The organism is Natronosalvus amylolyticus, from assembly GCF_024298845.1.
Classification (GTDB): Archaea; Halobacteriota; Halobacteria; order Halobacteriales; family Natrialbaceae; genus Natronosalvus; species Natronosalvus amylolyticus.
On the sequence record NZ_CP101156.1, the window covers coordinates 2,766,297 to 2,782,951 of the forward strand.

General features: G+C 60.6%; 16 protein-coding genes. 10 read left to right on the plus strand and 6 right to left on the minus strand.

Annotation, left to right across the window (positions count from 1 at the left end; translation table 11 throughout):
• Positions 1 to 131 precede the first annotated feature (131 nt).
• Entirely contained in the window at positions 132 to 1,478 is a 1,347-nt protein-coding gene (locus NLK60_RS12985) for a tryptophanase (RefSeq protein ID WP_254808197.1), read from the plus strand.
• An 82-nt stretch (positions 1,479 to 1,560) separates the two neighbouring features.
• Here NLK60_RS12985 and NLK60_RS12990 read toward each other — a convergent pair whose 3' ends face one another.
• Positions 1,561 to 2,016 (minus strand): GNAT family N-acetyltransferase, encoded by a 456-nt coding sequence (locus NLK60_RS12990; RefSeq protein WP_254808198.1) that lies wholly within the window; start codon positions 2,014 to 2,016, stop codon positions 1,561 to 1,563.
• 106 nt (positions 2,017 to 2,122) lie between these two features.
• Here NLK60_RS12990 and pyrG point away from each other — a divergent pair, with 106 nt between their 5' ends.
• The 5 genes from pyrG (at position 2,123) to NLK60_RS13015 (ending at position 7,297) form a co-directional block, all read left to right on the plus strand.
• On the plus strand, positions 2,123 to 3,787 hold the full coding sequence (pyrG, locus tag NLK60_RS12995) for a glutamine hydrolyzing CTP synthase (RefSeq protein ID WP_254808199.1): 1,665 nt from the start codon (positions 2,123 to 2,125) through the stop codon (positions 3,785 to 3,787).
• The gene (gene guaA, locus NLK60_RS13000) at positions 3,787 to 4,704 is read left to right on the plus strand and encodes a glutamine-hydrolyzing GMP synthase (RefSeq protein WP_254808200.1); all 918 of its coding nucleotides are present in this window, start codon (positions 3,787 to 3,789) and stop codon (positions 4,702 to 4,704) included. Before pyrG ends, guaA begins: the two co-directional genes overlap by 1 nt.
• 193 nt (positions 4,705 to 4,897) lie before the next feature.
• Positions 4,898 to 5,236, plus strand: coding sequence for a DUF7126 family protein (locus tag NLK60_RS13005; RefSeq protein ID WP_254808201.1), 339 nt, complete (start codon positions 4,898 to 4,900; stop codon positions 5,234 to 5,236).
• 621 nt (positions 5,237 to 5,857) lie between these two features.
• On the plus strand, positions 5,858 to 6,127 hold the full coding sequence (locus tag NLK60_RS13010; RefSeq protein ID WP_254808202.1) for a thioredoxin family protein: 270 nt from the start codon (positions 5,858 to 5,860) through the stop codon (positions 6,125 to 6,127).
• 153 nt (positions 6,128 to 6,280) lie between these two features.
• Positions 6,281 to 7,297 (plus strand): DUF4382 domain-containing protein, encoded by a 1,017-nt coding sequence (locus NLK60_RS13015; protein ID WP_254808203.1) that lies wholly within the window; start codon positions 6,281 to 6,283, stop codon positions 7,295 to 7,297.
• A gap of 195 nt (positions 7,298 to 7,492) precedes the next feature.
• Here the strand turns inward: NLK60_RS13015 and npdG are convergent, their stop codons facing one another.
• Positions 7,493 to 8,161 carry an NADPH-dependent F420 reductase gene (gene npdG / locus NLK60_RS13020; protein WP_254808204.1) on the minus strand — a complete coding sequence of 223 codons (669 nt, stop codon included), beginning with the start codon at positions 8,159 to 8,161 and terminating at the stop codon, positions 7,493 to 7,495.
• Positions 8,162 to 8,425: 264 nt separating this feature from the next.
• Here npdG and NLK60_RS13025 point away from each other — a divergent pair, with 264 nt between their 5' ends.
• Positions 8,426 to 9,277 carry a glycerophosphodiester phosphodiesterase gene (locus tag NLK60_RS13025; protein ID WP_254810487.1) on the plus strand — a complete coding sequence of 284 codons (852 nt, stop codon included), beginning with the start codon at positions 8,426 to 8,428 and terminating at the stop codon, positions 9,275 to 9,277.
• Between the two features lie 61 nt (positions 9,278 to 9,338).
• On the plus strand, positions 9,339 to 10,733 hold the full coding sequence (locus tag NLK60_RS13030; RefSeq protein WP_254808205.1) for a hemolysin family protein: 1,395 nt from the start codon (positions 9,339 to 9,341) through the stop codon (positions 10,731 to 10,733).
• 125 nt (positions 10,734 to 10,858) lie between these two features.
• Here the strand turns inward: NLK60_RS13030 and NLK60_RS13035 are convergent, their stop codons facing one another.
• The 4 genes from NLK60_RS13035 to NLK60_RS13050 form a co-directional block, all read right to left on the minus strand.
• Complete coding sequence (locus NLK60_RS13035) at positions 10,859 to 11,557, minus strand: hypothetical protein (protein ID WP_254808206.1); 699 nt, start codon at positions 11,555 to 11,557, stop codon at positions 10,859 to 10,861.
• Positions 11,558 to 11,749: 192 nt separating this feature from the next.
• A complete protein-coding gene (locus NLK60_RS13040) occupies positions 11,750 to 12,334 on the minus strand; it encodes an FAD-dependent oxidoreductase (RefSeq protein ID WP_254808207.1) in 585 nt (194 codons plus the stop codon).
• A 283-nt stretch (positions 12,335 to 12,617) separates the two neighbouring features.
• Positions 12,618 to 13,805, minus strand: coding sequence for an inorganic phosphate transporter (locus tag NLK60_RS13045; protein ID WP_254808208.1), 1,188 nt, complete (start codon positions 13,803 to 13,805; stop codon positions 12,618 to 12,620).
• 118 nt (positions 13,806 to 13,923) lie between these two features.
• Entirely contained in the window at positions 13,924 to 14,646 is a 723-nt protein-coding gene (locus NLK60_RS13050; protein ID WP_254808209.1) for a DUF5828 family protein, read from the minus strand.
• 121 nt (positions 14,647 to 14,767) lie between these two features.
• Between NLK60_RS13050 and upp the strand changes: the two genes are divergently transcribed.
• Positions 14,768 to 15,445 (plus strand): uracil phosphoribosyltransferase, encoded by a 678-nt coding sequence (upp, locus tag NLK60_RS13055; RefSeq protein ID WP_254808210.1) that lies wholly within the window; start codon positions 14,768 to 14,770, stop codon positions 15,443 to 15,445.
• 198 nt (positions 15,446 to 15,643) lie between these two features.
• Complete coding sequence (locus NLK60_RS13060; protein ID WP_254808211.1) at positions 15,644 to 16,648, plus strand: metal ABC transporter substrate-binding protein; 1,005 nt, start codon at positions 15,644 to 15,646, stop codon at positions 16,646 to 16,648.
• Positions 16,649 to 16,655 lie beyond the last annotated feature (7 nt).

Below are 16,655 nucleotides of genomic sequence, written 5' to 3' on the forward strand. Positions count from 1 at the left end.
CGAGCGAGAGCGGTCGTCCAAACGAACAGTCAACACCAGACACAGCTTTCGTCCGTCGATGTACGTTGCGGTGGAGCGATAGCCAGAAATCCGCAGATGAATTCAACACGCCGGAACACCCCTATGCGGATATGGTTCAGTACAAATCGACGATGGTCGAGCGGATCACGCTCCCCCCACGGGCCGACCGTGAGCGTGCCCTCGAGCGGGCCGGCTACAACGCTTTCAATCTCGATGCCGACGACGTCTTTATCGATCTCCTCACCGACAGCGGTACGGGCACGATGAGCAACGAGCAGTGGGCTGCCATGATCCGGGGTGACGAATCCTACGCCGGCTCGAGCAGCTTCGCGCGTCTGGAAGATGCCGTTGTCGACGTCATGGGCTTTCCCCACGTCGTTCCAGCCCACCAGGGGCGGGGTGCGGAAAACGTCCTCTACGGCACCCTGCTTGACGAGGGCGACGTCGCGCTCAACAACACGCACTTCGATACCACGCGCGCCCACGTCGCCAATCAGGGAGCAGACCCGGTCGATTGCCCAGTTCCGGAGGCGGCCGATCCTGGTTTTTCGGGCGATTTCAAGGGTGACTTTTCTGTCGAACGCGGCCGCGAGGTCGTGGAGGAGGTCGGTGCCGACCGCGTTCCTGTCGTCATCCAGACGATCACCAACAACTCGACAGCCGGCCAGCCAGTCAGCATCGAGAACACCCGTCGCGTCGCCGCCTTCGCCGACGAAATCGACGCCACGTTCGTCATCGACGCCTGCCGGTTCGCCGAGAACGCCTACTTCGTGACCGAACGCGAGGACGAGTTCGCCGAAAGCTCGGTCGCCGCCGTTGCCCGCGAACAACTCGGCTACGCCGACGCCCTTGTCATGAGCGGCAAGAAAGACGGCCTCTCGAACATCGGCGGCTTCGTCGCGACCGACGACCCATCGCTCGCCGACGCCTGCAAACAGCGTGCAATTCTGTACGAAGGATTTCCCACCTACGGCGGCATGACCGGTCGGGACATGGAGGCCCTGGCCGTCGGCCTCCGGGAAGCGGTCGAACGGGAGTACGTGGCCGACCGTATCGGACAGATACAGACGCTCGCGGGCCTGCTCGAGGACCGCGGCGTTCCCGTCTACACCCCAACCGGGGGCCACGCCGTCTATCTCGACGCCGAAGCCTGTTTCCCCCACCTGTCGGCGGGCGAGTTTCCCGGACAGGTGCTCGTCTGTGAACTGTACCGCGAGGGCGGCGTCCGCGGCGTCGAACTCGGGAGTTTCGCCTTCCCAGGCACCGATCGCCCGGAACTCGTCCGACTCGCCGTGCCCCGACGAACCTACCACCGCGAGCACTTCGAACACGTCGCCGACACCGCCGCAGCGGTCCTCGAGCGCGCCGAGTCGGTGTCCGGACTGACGATTCGAAGCGAACCGGAGATTCCCGAACTGCGTCACTTCAGCGCGGAACTCGAGCCAGTGTCTGCGTAACTCGATGTAACACTTCGTCACGAGCCAACAGGCCCCGAACATACGACTGCAGGTCTCGAACATACGACTGCAGGCCTCGAACCTACGACCGATTCTTCTGCCCGCGGTATCGGTCCCCTGCAACGCGCTCGATGTCGAACTCGAGTGCCTCGTAAAACGGCCGGACGTCCGCGTCGAAGTTAGCCGTCACCGTCCCGTATCGCTCGAGTGCGGCCTCGACGAGTGCAGTACCGAGCCCCTGTCCGCGTCGACGACGGCGGACGGCGATGGCTCTAATGTGGCGGGCCGACGACGTCTTGGTGTCTCGAGCGGGTTCCGTTTCGTCGGATCCGACCGGCGAGTCGTGGGGGTGCTCGAGCACGATGGCTCCGCCGATAGCCTCGCGGGTGTCCCCCTCGGCCGTCTGGCGCTCGAGGGTCGCGACGAGGACGTCAGCAGCCTCGATGCGGGCTTCGACATCGCCGCCCTCGAGCATCGCGCCGTCGATGAGGCGACGAACCTCGAGGGCGTCGGCTTCGTTTGCAAGTCGAACCTCCATCGGCCGAAATACCACCGGCGAGGTAAAAACACCCTCGAGACTGACACGCGCTAGCGCGGCGAGCGAGTCCCGAAATCGTTTTGAACTCCTCGCTCGGACACTCGGTATGCCGACGGAACCGGACACCCAGTATGACTCCTCGTTGGGGAGCAAGTTTATTTTCGTCACCGGCGGGGTGATGTCGGGCCTCGGAAAGGGAATCACGGCCGCGAGCACGGGCCGTCTCCTGAAAAACGCAGGCTTCGACGTCACCGCGGTGAAGATCGATCCGTATCTGAACGTGGATGCAGGGACGATGAATCCCTACCAGCACGGCGAAGTGTACGTCCTCAAAGACGGCGGCGAGGTCGACCTCGACCTCGGGAACTACGAACGGTTCTTGGGGATCGACATGCACTCCGATCACAACATCACGACGGGCAAAACCTACCAGCACGTCATCGAGAACGAACGCGCGGGCGAGTACCTGGGGAAGACCGTTCAGATTATCCCCCACATCACCGACGACATCAAACGCCGCATTCGAGAGGCTGCCGAAGGGACCGACGTCTGTCTCGTCGAAGTCGGCGGTACCGTCGGTGACATCGAGGGGATGCCTTACCTCGAGGCCCTGCGCCAGTTCGCCCACGAGGAACCAGAAGAGAACGTGCTGTTCGTGCACGTGACTCTCGTCCCGTACTCGAAAAACGGCGAGCAAAAGACCAAGCCGACCCAGCACAGCGTCAAGGAGGTTCGTTCGATCGGACTGCAACCTGACGTGATCGTCGGCCGCTCGGACGAGAAACTCGATCCCGAAACCAAAGAGAAAATCGCGCTGTTCTGTGACATCGATACCGACGCCGTGTTCTCGAACCCCGACGTCGAGGACGTCTATCACGTCCCGCTCGTCGTCGAAGAGGAAGGCCTCGACGAGTACGTCCTCGAGCACTTCGAGATGGCCAAGGATGCACTCCCGGCCAGCGAGCGAACGCGCGAGTGGCGTGACGTCGTGACGACCGAGAAGACCGACGACGCCACCATCGCTCTGGTCGGCAAGTACGACCTCGAGGACGCCTACATGTCCATCCACGAGTCGCTGAAACACGCGGGGTTCGAACTCGGTGCCGACGTCGACGTCGAGTGGGTGTTCGCCGACGACCTCGCCGACGGCCACGACGGACAACTCGAGGGCGTCGACGGGATTATCGTCCCTGGCGGGTTCGGCATGCGCGGCACCGAAGGGAAAATCGAGGCCGTGCGCTACGCCCGCGAGAACGACGTGCCGTTCCTCGGACTCTGTCTCGGCTTCCAGATGGCCGTCATCGAGTACGCGCGAAACGTGCTGGGCCTCGAGGGGGCACACTCCGCGGAGATGGACGAGGAGACGCCCCATCCCGTCATCGACATCCTTCCCGAACAGTACGAAGTCGAGAACATGGGCGGTACGATGCGTCTCGGCGAGCACACGACGGTCATCGAACCCGAAACCCTGGCGTACGACCTGTACGAGGATACGTCCTGCCAGGAACGCCACCGGCACCGCTACGAGGTCAATCCCGAGTACTTCGACCAGTTCGAAAACGAGCAGCTACGGTTTTCGGGCACTGCGGGTAACCGGATGGAGATCCTGGAACTCGAGGACCACCCGTACTTCCTCGGGACCCAGTATCACCCCGAGTACAGCTCCCGGCCAGGCGAGCCGAGCCCACCGTTCGTGGGCCTCCTCGGAGCGGCACTCGAACGGACAGCAGACACCGACGGCGAAACCGACGAACACGAGGTAACCCACTGATGGTAGACACAGACACCTTCGTCCCAGACGCGACCGAATCGATAGAAGCCGAAATCGGCGACGCCAACGCCGTCATCGCCCTTTCGGGCGGTGTCGACTCCTCGGTCGCCGCAGCGCTGGCCTACGAGGCTGTCGGCGACCAGTTGACGCCGGTGTACGTCGACACCGGCCTGATGCGCAAAGGCGAAACCGCCCAGATCAGCGAGACCTTCTCGTTCATGGATAGTCTCCGTATTATCGACGCCAAAGACCGGTTCCTCGAGGCGCTCGCGGGCGTCACCGACCCCGAAGAGAAACGGAAGATCATCGGCGAGCAGTTCATCCGGGAGTTCGAGCGCGAGGCCCGTGACGCCGACGCCGACTACCTCGTTCAGGGGACGATTTACCCGGACCGAATCGAGTCCGAAGGCGGCATCAAATCCCACCACAACGTGGGCGGCCTCCCGGAGGTCGTCGACTTCGAGGGTATCGTCGAACCCGTTCGTGACCTCTACAAAGACGAAGTTCGCGAAGTCGCCAGACACCTCGGCCTCGACGAACTCGTCGCCGAGCGGATGCCCTTCCCCGGCCCCGGCCTCGCCGTGCGCGTCATCGGCGAAGTCACCGAGGAGAAACTCGAGGTCGCCCGCGACGCCTGCCACGTCGTCGAGGAGGAACTCGAGGAGTACGAGCCCTGGCAGGCCCTCGCCGCCGTCATCGGCAAGGCGACGGGCGTCAAAGGCGACAACCGCGTCCACGGCTGGGTCGTCTCCGTTCGCTCGGTCGACTCCCGCGACGGCATGACCGCTCGCGCTCAGGAAATCGACTGGGAAACCCTCCAGCGCATTCAGTCTCGAATCACCGGCCAGAACGAGAACGTCGCCCGCGTCGTCTACGACGTGACCCACAAGCCGCCGGCAACGATCGAATACGAGTAAGCACCTGGAGGCGAACGCGTACTCCAGATCCGCGTCTCCTCGAGAGCACCACGCGGAACCAACCGTTCATACGGTCGGTTGTCGTCTCTTACCGGTGATCGCCCAACCGATACAGCGATCGTCGGTATCTAGTTACAATCGGCCGTATCAGAGCAATCGACACACACAACCGCTTTCGAATCCACTTCAACGTATGTACGCAATCATCGCCGGCCCCGACGAGGACGATCTCGCAGGGGCACTCGAAACGCACGACGTTCGCGTCGAACGACTCAACGGTACCGACCCGATCTCGAGACCGCTCCTCGAGGAAGCCGGTATCGTCGATGCAGACCTCTATGTGCTGACCGACGTGAGCGAGTCCACGACGATTCCGATCGTCCGTGATCTCACCGATGAGATTCGAACCGTCGTCTACGACCGCAACACGATTCCGGAGTTCATCCGTGGCCAACTCGACCTCGCACTCGACCCCGAGTTGATCACGGTCGAAATGCTTGCCGAGGAGTTGACTGCCAACGGAGCCGAATAGCTGTCAGCATCGGCCAGATGAAGCGGGCTGTGAATCAGATTCGAACCGTCAGGCTGGTACTGGAATCGATCACAGACATCGGTCTCGAGCCGTCGCCAGGAACTGTATGAGGTGCGGAATTCCGTGAAATTAATATATAATCAACAATTACCATGGATCCCAAAAATGGCTCTATGAACTTTCTGGTCGCCGATATCGGCAGATTGAACTGTGGTTAAGTGTGGGGCAATCGGGCGGAAGCAGTTGGACTGACACCCCCGTTGAAGTCCTCCCCGCCGATACGTACTGATGGAGGTCAACGGGCGCATCCACCATACAGGCATCCCACGCCACAACTGACCCGTTGCTTCCAGCAACCCACCACAGCACCCTTCCCCACCATTGCCACGCTGCGTTCGGTGGTCCGGGCCTGCACCTCCCGGGAACCCGTTCGCGGCGATCGACGACGCGGGCTCTGCACCGGCCTACGTCGTTTACGCAATTTCCACTCACCCGAGAGCGACCGTACCGGTCGTCTCGAGGAGTTTTTTCAGCAACAGCGCTCGAGAGTGCCGACTTCGCGGCAAGCGTACACAGGTGGGAAACCCTTATGCGCAACGGGCGGAAAGAGGGCATAACTGCATGACTGTTACGCTAAAAGACTTCTACGCGGACTGGTGTGGCCCCTGTAAAACGCAGGATCCTATCCTCGAGGAACTCGAGGAGGACTGGGACGGACGTTTCGAGGTCGAGAAAGTCAACGTGGACGAAGAACAGGACGTCGCAAACGAGTACCAGGTACGCTCGCTACCGACGCTCATCATCGAAAACGAAGACGGCGTCGTCGAACGGTTTGTCGGCGTCACCCAGCGCGAAGACATCGAAGACGCACTCGAGAGCGCTGGCGCGTAATCCTTTTCAAACCCCAGTTTGGAACACCTCTTGAGCCGTTAGCTCTTCGTCCACCTCCGGACGCCCCTCGAACCAAACAAACTAAATAAACGATTTGTAAATTGTCTGGAGAATCTGACTGTTATACAGTGAGTCCTCTCGACTGCGTATCTAATGACCCCGACAGATCGAACGGACACACAGACTCGAGAGCAACCGGATAAACTGAAGCGGCGGACGTTTATCGGGACGAGTAGCGGCGTCGGTGCAGCGCTGCTCGCTGGCTGTACCGGAGCAAGCGATCCGAACGGGGGCGATACCGGCTCGGAATCTCCTGATAGCGAACCGACCACGGACGACGACTCGAGCGACGAGAGCGGATCGGTCGGGAACTTCAGATTGCTCATCAGCGACCTGCCCGCCGACATCGGTGATTTTGACTCACTCGAGGTCACGTTCGACCGAGCCCGAATTTTCGGGGCTGGTGAGGTCGACGACGGCGAATCAGCGGACGATACCGGTTCGGCCAGTGCCACCGAAGCTGACGACGCGAGTGGCTCCCCTGACGGTGACGAGGGTGATGATGCCGAAGGTGACGATACCGACGATGAAGACGGGAACGATACTGTTGCTGACGACCCGGGGGCAGACGATAATGTTGACGACGACACGACCGATGAAGGTGACGGGGACGACCGGAACGGACGCGGGTTTTTCGAACTCGATCTCGATGGAGCGACCGTCGATCTCACACAGGTCGTCGGCGGCAAGGCGATGGAAGTTTTCGACGGCGAACTCGAGCCGGGCCAGTACAACAAAATCGAACTGTATGCTGCCGATATCGAGGGTATCGTCGACGGCGAACTCGCCGAGGTAAAGATCCCGAGCGAGAAGCTCCAGATCGTCAAACCGTTCGAAGTGACCGCAGATGAAGCGGTCACCTTCGTCTTCGATATCAACGTCGTCAAGAAGGGGCACGGCGGTTACAACCTGCTACCGGTCATCGCGAAAAGCGGTATCGTCGGCGAGGACGTCGAGGTCGAGGAGGTCGACCCAGGAGACGAGGAGGAGGCTGGAGATGATGATACCGTTCATGAAGACGACACGCCCAACGAAGCCGCAGGGGACGATGAAGCGCCCGAGGCACCCGGGGAAGGTGAGTCGGACGACACAGGCGACACGGACGATTAACGAATGGGTCCTCAGGACCGAAGTGTGTGACGACCGAAACCGAACCAACGCACGAGGGTGTGGGTATCACCACGACCTACTGTAACGACGAGACGCTGTTTCGAGAGTATATCGTCGAGACCGTCTCGAGGCGTATCGAAGAGATGAGAAGTGTTCTCGAGTGTCGCGTATGCCGAAATCGGTCCGCCGAAGTGATCAGTGGAACCGAACACCGACGTCGTGCATGTCGTCGTTGTAGCGGGCGATGTTGATGACCAGTGGCGTCACGCTCTCGACTTCCGCAGCGTTCGCGATGGGGCCGGCATCGAGTGCGCGGAGGCCGTCGATCTCCTCAGCGACCTGATGAACGGTATTTTTGGCATCGTCGGCATCGCTTACGAGCAGCGTGTCGACGTCCAGCTCAGCATCCAGATTCGCGAGTTTTGCCGCCGCGAGGTTGTGGAAGGCACCGACGACTGGTATCCCTTCGGGAGCTTTCTGCGCGACAAGGGCCGTGACGCTGCCGGTGCCTGGTGGGTGATAGTGCAGGCCGTCTTCGTCGCCTTTCATGCCAACGGCGGGGCTCACGAGGACCGTATCGCTGTCGAGTTTGTCGGCGACCGTCTCGACGGTGTCGCCCACGTGATAGGGCGGAACCGCCAGAACGGCGATATCAGCGCGGTCGGCCGCCATCTCGTTATCGAAGCCTTTGATGTTCGCTTCGACACCACGGCCCTCGATGTTCTCGAGATACTCGTTCGCCGAATCTCTCGCTTTTTCGGGGTCTCGAGAACCGATCAACACCTCGTGGTCGGTGTCGTGGGCCCAGCGCAGGGCCAATCCTTCGCCGATGTCACCGGTGCCGCCGAGTAATGCGATTCGCATACCGAAGTCTGTGGACGGGAAGGGATTAACCGTTGGGTGTTCGGACGAACCTGCCGCGTTTCGAACGATTCATACGATCTGTTGTGACTTTTTATCAGTGATTGCTGAGCCGGGAGGGCAATGACCAGGAAGAGGCGACAGCAGACCGTACCACCCGATAGCGAAGAAACGACAGAATCCTCGAGCGCCGAAAGCAGTCAGGCGAGCACTCGGAACCACGGCCGAACCCAAACCTACACGCCGGCAGGCCGTGTTCGTCCGGATATGAACGATCCAGCGATCATCGCCCACCGTGGCTTCGCGGGTGTTGCCCCCGAAAACACACTCGGGGCGATGGAAGCCGCTGCCGCCCTCGAGGAGACAGGCATGCTCGAACTCGACGTCCAGCCAGCAGCCGACGGGACGCCAGTCGTCTTTCACGACGACCGACTCGAAGGACGACGTGATGGGCGACCGATGACCGACGAGACAGGCCTCATCTGGGAGACGCCACTCGAGTCGATACAGTCAGCGCAGGTACTTGGGACCGATCAGACGGTGCCGACGCTCGAGGCCGTGCTGGCCGCGGTACCCGCGAGTGTCGGAGTTAACGTCGAATTAAAGAACCCGGGGACGTCGACACTCTTCCCAGGCCAGTCGATCGATGACGAGACGCTGACCCAGCAACGCTCGAAGTGGGATCCATTCGTCGAGCGTGTCCTCGAAGACTGTGACGAATTCGACGGCGAAGTGCTCTTTTCGTCGTTCTGTGAAGCGGCAATCGCCTCGCTTCACCGGAAAGCACCCCACTATGCCGTCGGGACGCTGGTGTGGGACGACCTCGAGGCGGGCCTCGAGATTGCCCGCCGATACGACTGTGCGGCGATTCATCCCCCACGAAATGCCATCCTCGGTGTCGACATGGTAACAACAGCTTACGCCGGGCTCGACGGATCTGAGCCAGCTATCGACATCCTCGAAATTGCCCACGAAGAGGGGCGAACGGTCAACGTCTGGACGGTCGAAACCTGGTGCCAGTTTGAAGCCCTTCGAGCCGCCGGAGTCGACGGTATTATCGCGGAGTATCCCGGCCTCGGTTCGTGGGCCTCGAGCAGTTATTCACGTGTACGTCCCTGACCGACCGTCGACATAAAAGGGCAAAGTGTTAATCGGTCGGATGATAAGGATTAGGGAGTCAATGGTGAGTTTGCTGCTGGAGATGATCGCGCTCGCGTACGAAGTGCCGCTCGTGGGCCTCGAAATAGACGAACGAACGGTAACGATTCTGGGCGGAGCCGCCGTTCTCGTGCTGATCGCGCTTTCGGGTTTCTTTTCGTCCTCCGAGATCGCGATGTTCTCGCTCCCGAAACACCGCGTCGAAGGGATGGTCGAAGACGAAGTGCCCGGCGCGGAGCGAGTGAAGGCACTCAAAGACGACCCACACCGGCTACTCGTGACGATTCTCGTCGGCAACAACATCGTCAACATCGCCATGTCCTCGATCGCCACCGCCGTCATCTCCATCCATCTGGGCGGCCTCTACGGTGTGATATTCGCGACCTTCGGAATCACCGCTATCGTGTTGTTGTTCGGTGAGAGCGCCCCGAAATCCTACGCCGTCGAAAACACCGAAACCTGGTCGGTTCGCATCGCCAAACCGCTGAAGGCAACGGAGTACATGCTGTATCCACTGGTCGTCCTCTTCGATTACCTGACTCGTATGGTCAACCGAGTTACCGGCTCCTCCGGGGCTATCGAGACACCGTACGTGACTCGAGACGAGATTCAGGAGATGATCGAATCCGGCGAGCGTGAAGGCGTGCTGGAGGAAGAAGAACACGAGATGCTCACCCGTATTTTCCGGTTCAACAACACCATCGTCAAGGAGGTGATGACGCCGCGACTGGACATGACGGCCGTGCCTCGAGATGCCGGCATCGACGAAGCCATCGAAACGAGCATCCAGAGCGGACACGCTCGACTGCCGATTTACGAGGGCAGTCTGGACAACGTTCAGGGTGTCGTTCACATCCGCGACCTCGTTCGCGATCTCAACTACGGCGAATCGGCCGATATCACCATCGACGACGTGATTCGCCCGACACTACACGTCCCCGAGTCCAAAAACGTCGACGAACTGTTGCGCGAGATGCGCGAAAATCGGATGCACATGGCTATCGTCATCGACGAGTTCGGCACCACCGAGGGCCTGGTGACGATGGAAGACCTGGTCGAAGAAATCGTCGGAGAAATCCTCGAGGGCGGGGAGGAGGAACCGATCGAACACCTCGATGAAAACACTGTCGTCGTTCGCGGCGAGGTCAACATCGAAGACGTCAACGAAGCACTCGACATCGAACTTCCGGAGGGCGAAGAGTTCGAGACCATCGCCGGCTTCATCTTCAACCGCGCCGGCAGACTCGTCGAAGAAGGCGAAGAGATGCACTACGACGAAGACGCCGTCGACATCACGGTCGAAGAAGTCGAGAACACCCGCATTATGAAAGCTCGCCTCGAGAAACGGCCGATAGAAGAGGAAGACGGCGAAGCGGAGGCAGACGGTGCGGAAGCCGAAGCCGTCGACGACGCCTAGTCCCCTCCCAGACGTCGAATAGTGAGTGAAACGACCGGTTTCACGCATCCGTGCAGAAGCCACTATCGTAGCCAACTACTGGAAGACGGAGCGTTCGAGACGGCGCCGTTGGCCGGGTCAGAATGTCACTGTGTGGTATCGATGAGTCCCTCGAGTTCTCGAGCCACGTCAGCGGGAACGACCAGTCGCCGTGGGCCAGGAACGTACGTCCCATCCCGTGTCGCGTATTCGAGAGTGACGACAGCCGTCTGGCCGAACTGGCGAACGCTGACTCCCTCGAGGTGCTCGAGGGCGACGTGTTCGTCGGGGTCGTGGAGATAGAGTGCCCCCTCCTCGGCGTCGATTGTGCCCACAGAGCGCAGAAACGACGAAAGCACCAGTGCGACCAGTGCGAGCGGTATCGATAGAGCAGCCAGAAACGTAAACGGGCCTGCACCGACTTCGAGCAGCCCTTCCTGAGAGACGTATCGACCGACGACCATGAGGCCGCCGATAATGCCTATCATCGCGATGGTTCCCAGTGCGGCGTCAACGGCACGTCTGACTCCTCGAGCGGTCGGTTCCTCGAGCGACAGCGACTGGGCGACTCGGGCGACGTGCCCCTCGGTATTTCGGCTGAGGGCGACGAGTAAGATCGTGACGACGAGTGCGGCCCCAATCCCGACGATCACGACCTGCCCGCCGACCTCGCCGGTCAGATCGAACAGCCGCCAGAAGACGATAATCGAAAGTACGGCGAAAAACGTGCCGACGCCGAGTGCCCACAGTACCCGAACCAGTCGGGAGGTAGAGGCGTCACGTCGCCACTGGACTGAGCCAGTCATAGCTGACAGTGACTGCTACGGGCCTAAAGCCCGTTCGATACGTCTCCTTCGCCTCATCGGTATCTTCGGCAAACGGATGAAGGCACTCGAGGGCGAAGAAGACGTTGAGCGAGGATCGACTCGAGGCGACCCACGACGAGTGTCGGTGAACACTGCCTGACAACGTCAGGAACCGTTGATGCTGCTCGAGTCCTACTCGTCGACGAGACCACCGAACACCTGATCGGCGTCAGCAGGGACGTCGAAGTCGTGGTAGTGCTCGCCTTTCTCCTTCGAGAGTATGTTGAGCGCAGCTGCGGCACCGTCTCCGGCCGAGATGACGGCCTGCCACTCCTCGATTCGTCCCATCGCACCCGTCGCATAGGCGTTCTCGACCGACGTCTCCATCGTCACGCCGACATCGACGACGCCGTCGTCAGTGAACGCACAGCCGAGCGATTCGGCGAGGTCTCGGTTTGCTCCAGTCGCTAAGACCACGTAATCAGCTGTCGCCGCTCCGTCGCCGGTCTCGAGGGTGAATCCGTCGTCGGTTTGTGTGACGTCGGTTACTTCGACGTCCTGTTTCCGGTCGACGTCGAAACTATCAACCTGGTCGCGAAGGTTCTCCATGAACACCGAGCCATCGACCGATCCAATCCCCGGATAGTTGAACAGGTGAGCCTTGTGCATCCACGTTCCGTCCGTGTCGTAGACTGTGGTCTCGAGGCCGTTTTTCGCGGTGAACAGTGCAGCGCTCAATCCGGCGGGGCCGCCGCCGACGATTGTAACAGTCGTCATCGCTGAATCGTTCGAACGCCAGCCCCAAAACCGTTCGTGGGCATTGCAGTTACCGGGTGACACCGCTGTCACTCGAGTCTACGTGTCGCTGTACCAGCGAGGAGGGAATTACGTCAGTCTCGAGGGCTCGAGAGGCCGGGGGAAGTCGTTCCCAAACCATCCGCGGTCTGCTTCGAGCCGTACTCGAACGAACTGACCGACGGTGAAGCGGATTTTACCGAAGCGGCATGTTACTCGAGCGTCTCAGCAGGCCCAGAAATGTCGATACGACGTCGTTGTGTAATCAGAAAAGGAGCCACGCGAGCGCGGAATAACCGACGAACGAGAGGATAACCGAGCCGACGAGCGAGAGAACCCACGCCAGCACGGTGTACCCCATTTTGCGTGCACTGACGCCGCCGCCGGTCGAGGCGGCGTAGCCGCTGCCGATGATCGAACTGACGATGATCTCGTTGAACGAGACTGGAATTCCGTAGAGGACGGCCGCCTGTGCGATTGCAAAGGACGGAATCAACGCCGCAATCGAGCGACGCGGTCCGAGCGAGGAGTAATCCTGGGCGATCGCTTTGATCATCCGCGGTGCGCCGGTCCACGAACCGACGAGGAGTCCGAAACCGCCGCCGACGAGCAACGCGAGCAGTGGGAGGCCGAGATCACCGGAAAGCGGAATCAACGGGCCGATCGCGAGGCCGACCTGACTCCCACCGGCCGAGAAGGCGACCAGTCCACCGAGGACGAGCAGGAAGTGACGTTCCCCGCGTTCGATGCTTTCGCGCGTATCGAACCAGAACACCAGTGCCCACGCGAGCGCGAGGACTGCGGTAACGAGTGCGATACCGACGAGCCTCGAGAACGGGAGCAGTTCGCTCGTTGCCTGGGAGATCGAGGCCCCCTCGTCGCCGCTGCCGAGCAGGGCAAACTCGATATGTGCGAGGAGTGCACCGATCACCCCTGCCAGTACCGCGATGAGCGAACGTTCGGACAACGGTTCATCGCGAAGGGTGCGGGCGATGGCGTACGCCAGGCCGCCGCCCACGAACGGTGTCAGAATCCAGAGCGTGGCAATTTCGCGGTATTTGAGCCATGCGGGATCACCGTTCATCGCCAGTCCAACCCCAATAACCGAGCCGGTGACGGTGAACGCCGTCGCTATGGGATAGCCCGCAAAGACGCCGATAGCGACGAGGATGGCGGCGATTGTGAGCGCAATCGTGGCCGCCGCCGGCGACAGAACGACGTTGTCGATCAGTTCCGTTCCGACGGCTTCGGAGACGTTCGCGCCCTGTAAAACGGCACCGGCAAACCCGAGTAGCCCGACCAGAAATCCCGCCCGCATTACCGAGATCGCGTTCGCGCCGACCGCCGGAGCAAACGGCGTCGACCCGCTCGAGCCAGCACCGATCGCCCACGCCATAAACAGACTCGCGAGCGCGGCTATCGCAAACGTCAGCAGCGTCGCGATCTCGACCATCTACCCTGCCCTTGCGTCAGCCAGTATAAGTGTGTGACGACCCGACGCTGGCGGCTCGGGGGAGCAGAACACGGTATGCTGTCACGCGTTGGCTGGGAAATCGCCTTGGCGAAAATGATCAGTTCGTCGTCGACCGCGACCCATCGGCGTCTCGAGGCTCCGGTGGCGCTTCGACGCCTTCGATGGCTTCAGCGGTCTCGGTATCCTTCTCCACTTCGACGTGCCAGCGGTCGATTTCGTCCTCGTAGGCTGCCAGTGACTCCGAAACGTCCTCTTTGAGGACGTCGTCGTTCACGTTCACCTCGAAAATAAAGGAGACGCCGTTTCCGCGACCCGTCTGCTGGATGTTCGCGCTGACGAGTTCGTTATCGAAGTAGTAGGGAGCGAGCTGGGTCATCACCTTCTGGTAAACCGTGTCCTCGACGCGGCGCAAGGCCTTTCGGCCTGCCGTATCGGCCGCTCGAGCCACGTAGTCGACCGACTCTTTCCAGTTGTCGACGACCTCGTCGCTGTCTTCGTTCTCGAGTGCCTCGTACGATTCTGATAGCTTTTCGCCGGCGGTTTTGATATCCTCGTCTGGTCCTTTTCCTGCTTTTTCACCCTCGCCCTCCTCGACGCTCGCCTGGTCGGCGGTTTTCTCGCTGATGTCGCTCTCGAGGCGTTCGTGAGCTTTCGGTCGCCACTCTTCCCACTCCTCGAACGCGCGTGCAAAGCGCGCACCAAGGTCGATATCGGGGTCGTCGACACCGGCATCACGAAGCGCCTGGGTGATGCGTTCGCCGTGTTCGACGACGTCGCCCCAGTCACCGCGAACTTTGAACCCCGAAATACTCTCTTCCATCTAGTTGAGAGCACTCTATGGCGTCGGTCGATATATACTCTTGGCCGTCTCGTGCTGGCGAAGCACACGGCGAGACGAAAAGACCGATAACGTCAATTGGCCGGGGCGAGGGGTTTCAGGTATGCCGATCGAAGATCGGGGCGACGCCTACCTCGTCACCCACGCACTGGCGAAAGATACGCTCTCACGGCTTCGGGACGTCGAAACAGAACAGGTGAGTTTCCGGAAGGGACTCGTCAAACTCGGCCGTATCTGTGGCTACGAGATCATCGACGGCCGCATGGAAACCCAGTACGTCGAAATCGAAACGCCACTCGAGACGACGATGGGCGAGCGAGTCAAAGGATTAGACGACGTCGTCATCATCAACGTGTTGCGAGCGGCGACGCCGTTCGTCGAAGGATTGCTCAAAGCCTTCCCGCGGGCCAGACAGGGCGTCATCAGCGCCAGTCGAGACGAGGAGGCGGGGCGGGATGAAACGGGGACGTTTCCGATCACGGTCGATTACGTCAAACTACCAGAGATCACCGAAGACGACACGGTGATCGTCGCGGACCCGATGTTGGCGACGGGCAGTACGATGAACGCCGTCCTCGAGCACGTCATCGAGAACTCCGTCGACCCCGAACATCTGATCGTCCTTTCTGCGGTCTCGGCTCCGGAAGGACTGCTGCGCGTCGACGAGGCGTTCCCAGAAATCGATCTCCTGACCGTCGCTATCGACGACCGTCTCGACGACGACGGGTTCATCGTCCCTGGCCTCGGCGACGCCGGCGACCGTGCGTTCCGAACGACCTGATTTTCGGTTCGTAACTGTGCCACACGATCTGGAACGAGCCACTCGAGTGAGCATACCGGAACAAGACCTGCGAGGTTTCGAATCCGAACGTACGTGCTTATGAGCGACCGACACATCGGCTCGGTCAAAGATTAGGCATGTCTAATCTTCATATTCGTACCGTCACATTTATTAATGGGGTCGCCAAACACGTCGTTGATGAAAACAGATTCGAAGACCGAACGATCGGTTTCATGGAACCTCACGCGACGGAAGGCGCTTGCCGGTGCCGGTGGACTGGTTGCCGGATTAGCCGGATGTATCGGAGACGATCCGCAAAACGGCAACGGCGGTAATGGGGGCGGTGATGAAGGCGATAGCGAGTTTACCGTCTTCGCGACGATGCCCGCGGTGTGGGACTTCGTTCGACAGGTTGCAGGAGAACACATGGACGTTATCGATCTGGTCCCCGTTGGCGAACACGGTCACGACTGGAATCCCGAGCCGGGAACCGTCGAAGACCTGGATCGGGCCGATGGTTTCGTGTATCTTCGTGATTTCTCGAGTTGGCAAGACGACGCGGCGGAGCAACTCGAAGACGAAGGAGTCGTCGTCATCGAGGCTTCAGAAGGGATCGAGTTCTTCGATAGTCCGGCAGAGGACAACGACGAACACTGGTGGATGGACCCTATCGAGTGCCAGAACGGTGTTCGCAACATTGCAGACGGGATCAGTGAGATCGACCCCGACCATGCCGACGATTACGAGGCCAATGCCGAGCGTTTCAACGAGGAACTCCAGGCGGTTCACGAGGAGTTCGAGGCCATCGTCGAGCGCGCACAGCTCAATGAGATCGTTGTCGGCACCCACGACTCGTTCCAGTGGTGGAACCGGCGCTACGGTATCGACATCTACTCGCCCGTCGGCACCTCGCCGGACGACGCCGCCTCGCCGCAGGACGTACAGGAGATCGAAGAACTCATCGAGGAGTTCGATATCGGACACGTCCTGTACGACGTTGGCGAACCGGCGACGCTCGCCGAAGACCTCGCAAACGAGGTGGATGCGAAAATTCTTCCGTTGTCACCGGTCGAAACACAGATCGACGGTAGCCCTGACCTCGACACCGGGCTTCGAATGGAGTCCGACTGGGGCTACGTCGATCACTTCCGCGAAATCAATCTCCCATCGCTCGAGACAGCCTTGCAAGCCGAAGAGAATTAGCTTAATC

Bases quoted from the DNA above. Each gene is read 5' to 3' on its own strand.
- NLK60_RS12985 (WP_254808197.1), top strand. From the start codon at position 132: ATGGTTCAGTACAAATCGACGATGGTCGAGCGGATCACGCTCCCCCCA.
- NLK60_RS12990 (WP_254808198.1), bottom strand. From the start codon at position 2,016: ATGGAGGTTCGACTTGCAAACGAAGCCGACGCCCTCGAGGTTCGTCGC.
- pyrG (WP_254808199.1), top strand. From the start codon at position 2,123: ATGCCGACGGAACCGGACACCCAGTATGACTCCTCGTTGGGGAGCAAG.
- guaA (WP_254808200.1), top strand. From the start codon at position 3,787: ATGGTAGACACAGACACCTTCGTCCCAGACGCGACCGAATCGATAGAA.
- NLK60_RS13005 (WP_254808201.1), top strand. From the start codon at position 4,898: ATGTACGCAATCATCGCCGGCCCCGACGAGGACGATCTCGCAGGGGCA.
- NLK60_RS13010 (WP_254808202.1), top strand. From the start codon at position 5,858: ATGACTGTTACGCTAAAAGACTTCTACGCGGACTGGTGTGGCCCCTGT.
- NLK60_RS13015 (WP_254808203.1), top strand. From the start codon at position 6,281: ATGACCCCGACAGATCGAACGGACACACAGACTCGAGAGCAACCGGAT.
- npdG (WP_254808204.1), bottom strand. From the start codon at position 8,161: ATGCGAATCGCATTACTCGGCGGCACCGGTGACATCGGCGAAGGATTG.
- NLK60_RS13025 (WP_254810487.1), top strand. From the start codon at position 8,426: ATGAACGATCCAGCGATCATCGCCCACCGTGGCTTCGCGGGTGTTGCC.
- NLK60_RS13030 (WP_254808205.1), top strand. From the start codon at position 9,339: ATGGTGAGTTTGCTGCTGGAGATGATCGCGCTCGCGTACGAAGTGCCG.
- NLK60_RS13035 (WP_254808206.1), bottom strand. From the start codon at position 11,557: ATGACTGGCTCAGTCCAGTGGCGACGTGACGCCTCTACCTCCCGACTG.
- NLK60_RS13040 (WP_254808207.1), bottom strand. From the start codon at position 12,334: ATGACGACTGTTACAATCGTCGGCGGCGGCCCCGCCGGATTGAGCGCT.
- NLK60_RS13045 (WP_254808208.1), bottom strand. From the start codon at position 13,805: ATGGTCGAGATCGCGACGCTGCTGACGTTTGCGATAGCCGCGCTCGCG.
- NLK60_RS13050 (WP_254808209.1), bottom strand. From the start codon at position 14,646: ATGGAAGAGAGTATTTCGGGGTTCAAAGTTCGCGGTGACTGGGGCGAC.
- upp (WP_254808210.1), top strand. From the start codon at position 14,768: ATGCCGATCGAAGATCGGGGCGACGCCTACCTCGTCACCCACGCACTG.
- NLK60_RS13060 (WP_254808211.1), top strand. From the start codon at position 15,644: ATGAAAACAGATTCGAAGACCGAACGATCGGTTTCATGGAACCTCACG.